Origin of the sequence: Microcoleus sp. Pol7_B2, assembly GCF_036701035.1 — a bacterium.
Taxonomy (GTDB): domain Bacteria; phylum Cyanobacteriota; class Cyanobacteriia; order Cyanobacteriales; family Microcoleaceae; genus Microcoleus.
Genome location: NZ_JAUBQB010000137.1, coordinates 1 through 8,225 on the forward strand (window position 1 = coordinate 1; position 8,225 = coordinate 8,225).

Consider the following 8,225-nt stretch of genomic DNA (forward strand, 5'->3'; position numbering starts at 1 on the left):
CTCGAGCGAATAAGCTTTCATTTTTTCTGCTGATGTACTGAATGTACTGTACCACATTTACATGGAATTTGCTGTATGTCTCAATCTATTGTGCCAGCCGTCGCAGAAAAACAGCTCGATACTTCGCAGACATTAACTTTTGAACAATACCGATTTTATCAAAGCAATGACGATGTAAAATACGAACTGTACAAAGGCAAATTAATACCGCTAGCAACAGCAACAGTTTTACACATAAAAATTTGCGAATATTTAGTTTGCAAATTGCAGCGTTACCTAGCTGAACACAATATTGACTTAGTAGTAAAAACAGGCTTAGGAGTGAGAACCGAAGAAAATTCCTCCCGTATTCCTGACGTAGTTGTTTGCACTAAAAGTCTTTTGGAGCAAGCTGGTGCTAGACCCGGAGGGGGCATCCTTGACTTGGAAGAAACAGCGTTATTAGTAATAGAAGTAGTTAGCCAATATCGGCGGGCAGACTATATAACTAAACGAGGAGAGTACGAACAAGCTAACGTACCGGAATATGTAATTGTTGACCCGACAGAAAACAAACAGCGGGTGCGAGTTATGGCATTTCTCGAAGGTGATGACATTTATACAGAGGTAAATTACTTGCCGGGTGAGGAAATGGAATCGGTAGTATTTCCCAATCTGAGATTATCAGTCAATGAAATTTTAGATCCGCCATTAGTAGAGGGGTTAATTAAGGCCGAACAAGCGCGATTGCAGGAACTTAGACACCAAACTGCAACGCAACGTGAACGAGCTGATGATGAGAATCAACGTACTGAAAGGTTGGCAGCGAGGTTACGGGAGTTGGGGGTAGATCCTGATGCTGTGTAGGAAATTGGATAAAGTGCGCGCGGCGAAGCTATCCCGTAGGGAATCGCCCTTGACGAATCTCAATCATCTAGCGGCAAATCGCGCAGGAAATAAAAGCGCTCGCGCCCTACATCTTCGCCTTTAATTCGCCCTAAGTAACCAGTCAAAGGTGAGGAAAGTTCTATTAAAATTTGGTGCATTTCTTCATATTTTAAAGGTTGGGGCGACATAGAAAAGGCATAAGCACCGTGAAGCTGATTAAATTCAACACTTGTTGATTTTGTTCTTTCCAAAAAGTCTTTGACTAGCTGAACTATGTGCGATCGCACTTTAAGCTTTTCCCGCACATCATCAATATAGCGATTAACCTTAGCATCGGCTTCCTCACCAAACGGCTGTTGTTCCAAACAAGGTTTTAACTGTAATAAATCGATCGAACCTGGTTGCTTAGCTTTCAGTTCAACTAATCTTTGCAATGTTTCCGGGCGAATTACATTCATTTTACTACCAATAGCTGCTTGATTAGCTGGATTAGTTAAAAGCCCAGCCGCCAAAATAATTTTAACCGATCGATCGAACTTATCTTGACCCAAGTGAGTCAAACCTAAATGAATTAGTTGAGCCGTTACACTATTAGGTACACTTTCATGTTTGCTAGCTTTGCACTCTCCCGCTACTGGATAGGGCGTCTCGCAATAAAAGTCCAAACCACCAGCGCCACCTGTTGATTCTGGATTGAGACTAGCTTTCGGATTAGTGTTATAATTGGCAAATCCTAGCTTGATAAAACTTTTGCGGACTAACTTTTCAAATGTATTACCATCGCTAGAGTTTCCGATTTGTGCGATCGTTTTAATCCAATCTAAATCAGGATCTGGTTTTGCTGCTGGTAATTTTTCCGACCAACCTAGAAACATTTTGATTTCTGCGTCTAGTTGTTTGGCTTTTGGGTTGGTGGTGGATAAATGCACTAATGCACTTTGCAACTGTTCCAATTCTGGATGTTCTGGCGGCTCTAGTTTTGCCAGCTTTTGATGGCGTTTAGCAAAGATAGACTCGCTCAACACAGGCGTTGAGTCAGTAACAGTTAGGGATTTTGGCAAAGATACAAAATTGCCACTGGGATGCACTGGCATTTCCAGCGGCTGAGGCAGCAAATAAACGCGAAGATGAGCTACAAAAATAAAAGGACGCTGCTGGAGAATTTGCTGTAATGCCTCTGTTGTCCAGACTGTTAACAGCGACAAAGCCTCTAATGATTCAGGATCATTAACCATTTGGCACAATTCGCACTTAGCCCAAGCTTTTATCAAAACTCGATCAGCATTTAACTGAGCAAGTGCCTTGTGAGCAACGGGTAAAAAATGCGATCGATAAGAGCGATCGCCCGATAGCGAATCCACCGAAAGATTAGCGGGATACAAAGCAAATGTCCGCCCCGGATTCAGAAACATCCTAGGCATAGCTGCAATCAGGCGTCCTTGGATTAAAGCTTCAATATCTGGAACTGGTAAAGCCAGTGCTGTTTGAAGCAAAATTGATTGGTTCATACTTAACTAAATTGGTCGCTTAGATCGCCATCATCTGTATCATCACTGCTGGTAGGGTTGAAAAAATCTTCTAAAAGTTGGAGTTCATCTTCATCATCAACCACAGGCATTTGATTCGACGGATCGCTCAAAATTTCTCGCAGTAAAAGATTGTCAAAAGTGAGCTTTTTCTGAGATATGAAATCAACAACCTCGTCTTTGGTTAAATTATAATCTGTGCATTTTTCATAAACAGCACGGAGAGCCAATAACGGTTTTATTTGCTCTTCAATCAAGTACACCAACTCACCGCCTTTTTCTACTGATACGAGTTGTTCTAGTAGCTTGTATGCTGGAGAGTTTTTGCTCATTTTCTCTATTTTTGATTGGGAACGGACTAAACAACCGCGAGTTAAATCAAACTTTTGATAATCAATTAAGCGCTTTAATCCAGCAACTAAGTCAGATTGAGAAGTTTGAATTACTGCAACACCAATCTTTACCTTTCTTCCATTTTCGACACCAATTATCTTGAAATTAATCCAACCTGCATTTTGTAATTTTGGTTTAATATCTGTCATAATGTTATTTATTCTTACATTATCCACAGTCTCATCTCTCAGGGTTGCAAAACCAAAGCAAATAGCATTAGCAATTGTGAAACTATCCTTCATATCATCTCGGAAGTCTCCCTCAAGTTCCTTGGTAAAAGCAAGATCAAACCGTTCAGCAGGATATTCTGGAAGTTCAGGCGTTGGAGGCATAAAAACTTTAAAATTCTCGGCACACCATCTCAAAGCTTCGCGTACAGTTGGCTTAACTCTGCCATATTCTCTCAGTTGACTTTCCTCAAATGGGTAGACCGGATGAGGAGGATTTAAATTTCTGACCTCATAAAAATCTTGCAACCATAGTTTGACTAAATCAACTAAATAATCACCATTCAACTGGTTTAAATCGATGGGTTTTCGCTGCGTGTATGTTGAAATTCGATCGGGTATACTACCAGGCATCTGATTAACTATTTGCCAAGTATCGGGTGCCATTACTGTGATAATAACTAAACCTTGACTGAGTTCTGATTGTTCGAGAGTATCGTACAAACGCTTAACTAGAGTGGCAATTACCTGCACTGTTGTTAATCCCTCACTGCTACACCAATCTCGATTTACATCTATTTCATCAAAACAAATGATGATAGGACGGTAGTAACTCACCAAATTTAAAATTTTCTGGACATTGTTAAGAGATTCTACTTCTCTATCCTGATTAGTCTTGCCGGAATTAGTCGGCAATCCTAGTTCCTCAGCTTTAGCTTTATCTAACTCTTCACCAGACAACCATTTGATAGCAAAAGGTGTTTCAGTTTCTGATAATGTCCACAAAACAGCTCGAAGAATATAAGGGTCTACATTTGATCTTGTCTTAAGAAATTGCTTAGTTAGGGCTTTCATGTAATTTTTATTTTTAGTAGCCCAACTAGCACATACTTGATCAAACTGATCGAGTAGTTTTTGAGGAGAAAGATTGGGTGTAGCAGGATTAATAGCTTTGAAACATTCGTTAGCCATTGCTGCTGCTATTTCCTGGCATTGCATGACACCTTGGCTACTTAGGCGACTTAAACTATTAACTAAAGTTTGCTGAAATTGGTAGTTGATAAAGTTTAAGTCTGTGTAATTATTAACACTCGCATAAACGAATAAAGCATTACCATTGCTTTCTAGCCTGTGGCGAGTACGATTCAAAATGTGGCTTTTACCCACTCCCATTGAAGCAGTTAATACCAGTGAAGTCACCTTTTCTTGACTAGATTGACTTGTCTTTACTTTTTCAACTGCCTGAAAAATTGCATCGGAAGCATGAGCATTTAGAGTAGGAAGATCGGGGAACCCTTTCCCCCAAATATCTTGCTCTTTGACAATGCCAGCTTTGCTAAATGGATTGTGATTTTGAATTGCAGCATTCAGGGCTTCTATCGGGGAAACTGGTATATTGTTCATGCTTATCGGGTGTGAGGTAACGAACTACAAAAAGATTGAGAACAATTTTATGGATTTAAGCGCTTGGCGTAGTAACGCAATGTACCACCAGGAATGATGATTGAGTCTTCACGTTTATCTGGGGTGATGTCTGGGGTTTCCCCTGCCATTAGCTGAAAAATGTCATTAGCCTGCATTTCCAACAGCCACTCATTGAACTCCGATCGCCCTACCATTTCCCCGATCGCCCGACGCATCCGATAAATCGGCACTAAATCGTCTAAGTTATAATCCCGGTTCAAGCTGTCATACACATCGATCGCCACAGCCTTAAAATCGTCATAGGATGCGATCGTCCCTACATCCGCCTTCCCCTTCTCAACAGCAACACTCGCCGCACCATCCTGATGCCGAATCCACTTCAACAAAGAATTTCCCAGCCGAGTACCAATTTGAGAACCATCAAACTCAAACAAAGAATCCTTACTTTTGAGCCCCTGCGCTAAAACTTCTTTCCCCTTAGCGCTCAATTCCACCAGCGTCACCCGATTTACCAGCGAATACTCGATCGCCCCAGTCGCCTGCAACTCGCCGAGCACTTCCACATATCTCTGACTCGTCTCATTAGTCCGCACAATTCGCTTAGTCAAATCCCCCTTTTTCACCTTCATCTTCCCGCCGCCCAAATCCCACAAATTCAGCAGTACCCGAACTTTTGCCTTAGCATTCCACACCGCTTGCTCTTCAGGTGTCAAAGTTTGAGACACCGCAATTTCATCTTTCTCTGACATATCTATACCTTTAAATACTTGTTCTTAGTATCAAATTTTATCATAAATCTTGCTGACAAACTTTTCAACTTTTCCCTAAAATCCCGCGCGAGGCTGTAAACAGCTTAGGCAAATTTCATTTTAAAAAAATTGTGATTGACTAAAAGGAAATCGTTTGATAAAATACCTAATCTAACGAGCGATCGCACTTCAAATTCTCCACAGAAAATGCGATGAAACAATCTGAAGCACAGCCCGCTTTCCTCTAGCAAACTCAACAAATATAGCGATCCCAACCTTAGTCAACCACCTATAACCCAGCTTAACTGCGACTTTAGTTCAATGCCAGATTCAGCCTTTAGAAAGACGAATTCAACCTAAACCTCTTGTTACATTGCAATGGCAATCAAAACATTGAACAACATTTTACCCATGAAAACTATTCCCGACCAAATTTCCGACATCAAAGAAAAACTTCCCGACGTTACTCCGACCCCTCCCGGTTTAAAAGCTCAAGCATCTAGCCACGACCTCAAAGCCCGTTTAGATTGGGGCGAACCCGGACTGACAATCATCGACGCTCGTGATTTTGAAAGCTTCACCAAAAGCCACATTACCGGCGCGGTAATGATGCCAATGGACGAATTAGTCGCTAGAGCACAATCGAGTTTAGAACCCATCCGCGACATCTACATCTACGGCGAAAACGACCAACAAACCGCCGAAGCGGCCAATCTTCTCCGCGCAGCAGGCTTTCAAAAAGTGGCCGAACTAAAAGGCGGGATTCCTGCTTGGAAAGCCATCGATGGCCCTATCGACGGTGCTCTGGAACACGATACTCCCGGCCCCGATGCCTACAACGTTTTTTCTCGCTTGCAACACCACGCCGAAGCTCAGAAAATCAACAAATAACCTCAGATTGGCGGCAGGAGTCGCCCATAAAATCTGACACTTAATAAACCCGGTATCGCAAAAGTTACCGGGTTTTTCTATCAGAACTTATACCCCAATACGCTTGGGTTAAAACTGTTTATTCCCCGGAGAGCGCCCTAAATCCCCCTTAAGAAGCGGGACTTTGAGTAACTTCTTGTCCCCCCCTTCTTAAGGGGGGCTAGGGGGATCGGGCTTAACTGAAGCATATTGACTTATACCAAATCCTGCCTCAATTTTCTTAGTCTCTTACAGAGTGACTTCGTTTGTCTAGTAGCGGTTTCAACCGCCGACTCTTAAATTTCTGCCATCCAAATATGCCTTAACTTCCCCAAACATGAGGCGGTTTGCATCAAAAGTAATCCGTTTAACAGCTTCCTCAAAAGAAAGCCAAGCAGAATTTTGAACTTCCTCCTCTTGCAAAACAACTTCCATCGAATTGACAAAACCTAAAAAATAAGTGACAGTCTTTTCAATCGGCTCCCCATCCTTAACAAAAGAATAGTGTTCCGTAAAACTAGGCTCATCCAGAATTTCAAAATCCGATATACCAGTTTCCTCCAGAAATTCCCGTCTTGCCGTTTCCGCAGGAGATTCCCCCGGATTCGCGTGACCTTTCGGAAAAGCCCAATGTCCCGCTTGATGTTGAATCAACAAAAACAAAGCATCAGCTTCTTTTCCAAAAATTGGCACAATCCCAAAACATTCATCTTTCATTTTTCTGATATTTCCTATTAACTGTTATGTCTTTTTAGTCGGCGTAAGCGAACTTAATTTGTGTAGAGGCGGTTTCAATCGCCGACTCTCTGAAATTCCCACCCCAAGCGAGTCTGCTGTTCGTAAACCCGCTTCAAAGTATTAACATCCCTCGCTGAAATAGGCGGAGGATTTCTCACCTGAGAAAAATAAAGCACATCAGTTTCCATCAAACTGTGACCCCAAATTCCCAAAGCGTGACCCAACTCGTGCCGCGCCGTCGCCGGAATATACTTACCCACTTGATTCGGATTCAAATAAACCGAAAACCGATGAGATAACACAGTTTTATCCCCATCCCGACGGGCGTACAATTCATAGGTAGCCTCTCCAGAGCGCGATCGCAAAACTCCTTGACGCAAAGGCGGAGCCCGACGTAAAATCCTAATATCAGCCACCTCCGAACTATCCACCACTTCCAAAGGCAAATAAACCCCCCATTCCCGCACCACATCCAACACAGCCGCTACCCATTCTTCCGACTTATGAGCATCCACTGGACGCTCAACATAAACCTGAATCGGAAACTTAGACCACAACAAATAACCGAAATTCGGTGGCTTAACCTGGTCAAAATAATCACCACTATTTGTGGAATCTTGCCAATTCGCTAGCGTTGGCGGCAAAGGGTGAACCTGTGGAGGCGGCAAACTATTAGGGAGAGAAGAAAGAGTCGCCGCCGGAGTATTAACCTGAGTAAAAATTATCAGGCTAAAACAACATACAGCCAATCCCAAACCAGCCAGAAATCGAGGTTTTACCTTAACTTTCCACAACCGCATTTTTGCAACCGCAGATAGACGCAGATAGACGCAGATGAACTTGATATTATCTGCGTCTATCTGCGTTCATCTGCGGTTAAAAATCCAAATCTTATAACTTAGGCGCCAACCAACCAGCACTCAAAATTACAGTCAAACCCATAAAAACAATAGACAGACCCCAAGTAATCCGGTTCAGACTCGTTTCTGCACTTTTGGCGCTGGTAAACAATTGAGCTTGTCCGCCAATCCCTCCAATACCATCGCCTTTAGGACTGTGCAGCAACACAAAAATCACAAGTCCTAAAGCAGACAAAGACCAGATAACTTGTAACACAGAAACAATATTCATAATCTGGAGTAATTGGTAATTAGTAATCGGTAATTTATTATCATATCAAATTCGGTCGATCGCACACAATTTATGCAGAGACACTCCAAGAGCCTATTGGTGTCAACACTCGCCTGAAAGCCTTGATAAATCTCGTTTTTACCTGAACCCAGATCCCCCTAAATCCCCCTTAAAAAGGGGGACTTCGATCCATTTCCGGTTCCCCCCTTCGTAGGGGCGGTGCCCCCGTGCCCGCCCTTGGCTAGCAGGGCGGATTTATTGTCGGAATAATAAATTAGGGGATTGGGCTATTTGCTGATGCGCGCCCTCGGGATTTAACT

At 42.6% G+C, this 8,225-nt stretch carries 8 protein-coding genes; 2 read left to right on the forward strand and 6 right to left on the reverse strand.

From position 1 onward, the window contains the following. Window positions 1-75: 75 nt before the first annotated feature. The gene (locus QUA57_RS27565) at window positions 76-846 is read left to right on the forward strand and encodes a Uma2 family endonuclease (protein ID WP_333064951.1); all 771 of its coding nucleotides are present in this window, start codon (window positions 76-78) and stop codon (window positions 844-846) included. Between the two features lie 59 nt (window positions 847-905). On the opposite strand, the gene QUA57_RS27570 is transcribed toward QUA57_RS27565, so the two are convergent. Genes QUA57_RS27570 through QUA57_RS27580 form a run of 3 tightly spaced genes read right to left on the reverse strand, consistent with a single transcriptional unit; the run spans window position 906 to window position 5,127 of the window. Beyond that, window positions 906-2,375: a DUF1802 family protein gene (locus tag QUA57_RS27570; RefSeq protein ID WP_333064949.1), complete on the reverse strand. Its 1,470-nt coding sequence runs from the start codon at window positions 2,373-2,375 to the stop codon at window positions 906-908. A 2-nt stretch (window positions 2,376-2,377) separates the two neighbouring features. Next, a complete protein-coding gene (locus QUA57_RS27575; protein WP_333064948.1) occupies window positions 2,378-4,357 on the reverse strand; it encodes a P-loop NTPase fold protein in 1,980 nt (659 codons plus the stop codon). A 47-nt stretch (window positions 4,358-4,404) separates the two neighbouring features. Continuing rightward, window positions 4,405-5,127: a hypothetical protein gene (locus QUA57_RS27580; protein WP_333064946.1), complete on the reverse strand. Its 723-nt coding sequence runs from the start codon at window positions 5,125-5,127 to the stop codon at window positions 4,405-4,407. A 378-nt stretch (window positions 5,128-5,505) separates the two neighbouring features. Between QUA57_RS27580 and QUA57_RS27585 the strand changes: the two genes are divergently transcribed. Next, window positions 5,506-6,018, forward strand: a complete 513-nt coding sequence (locus QUA57_RS27585) for a rhodanese-like domain-containing protein (protein WP_333064944.1) — start codon at window positions 5,506-5,508, stop codon at window positions 6,016-6,018. A 300-nt stretch (window positions 6,019-6,318) separates the two neighbouring features. On the opposite strand, the gene QUA57_RS27590 is transcribed toward QUA57_RS27585, so the two are convergent. From QUA57_RS27590 to secG, 3 genes are all read right to left on the reverse strand, one after another. Beyond that, window positions 6,319-6,753, reverse strand: coding sequence for an NUDIX domain-containing protein (locus tag QUA57_RS27590; protein WP_333064943.1), 435 nt, complete (start codon window positions 6,751-6,753; stop codon window positions 6,319-6,321). A gap of 74 nt (window positions 6,754-6,827) precedes the next feature. Next, complete coding sequence (locus QUA57_RS27595) at window positions 6,828-7,574, reverse strand: peptidase (protein ID WP_333064942.1); 747 nt, start codon at window positions 7,572-7,574, stop codon at window positions 6,828-6,830. Between the two features lie 91 nt (window positions 7,575-7,665). Beyond that, window positions 7,666-7,905: a preprotein translocase subunit SecG gene (secG, locus tag QUA57_RS27600; RefSeq protein ID WP_190659521.1), complete on the reverse strand. Its 240-nt coding sequence runs from the start codon at window positions 7,903-7,905 to the stop codon at window positions 7,666-7,668. Window positions 7,906-8,225: the final 320 nt, after the last annotated feature.

Coding starts and splice junctions, on each gene's coding strand:
- QUA57_RS27570 (WP_333064949.1), bottom strand. CDS start 2,375: ATGAACCAATCAATTTTGCTTCAAACAGCACTGGCTTTACCAGTTCCA.
- QUA57_RS27565 (WP_333064951.1), top strand. CDS start 76: ATGTCTCAATCTATTGTGCCAGCCGTCGCAGAAAAACAGCTCGATACT.
- secG (WP_190659521.1), bottom strand. CDS start 7,905: ATGAATATTGTTTCTGTGTTACAAGTTATCTGGTCTTTGTCTGCTTTA.
- QUA57_RS27595 (WP_333064942.1), bottom strand. CDS start 7,574: ATGCGGTTGTGGAAAGTTAAGGTAAAACCTCGATTTCTGGCTGGTTTG.
- QUA57_RS27580 (WP_333064946.1), bottom strand. CDS start 5,127: ATGTCAGAGAAAGATGAAATTGCGGTGTCTCAAACTTTGACACCTGAA.
- QUA57_RS27585 (WP_333064944.1), top strand. CDS start 5,506: ATGGCAATCAAAACATTGAACAACATTTTACCCATGAAAACTATTCCC.
- QUA57_RS27575 (WP_333064948.1), bottom strand. CDS start 4,357: ATGAACAATATACCAGTTTCCCCGATAGAAGCCCTGAATGCTGCAATT.
- QUA57_RS27590 (WP_333064943.1), bottom strand. CDS start 6,753: ATGAAAGATGAATGTTTTGGGATTGTGCCAATTTTTGGAAAAGAAGCT.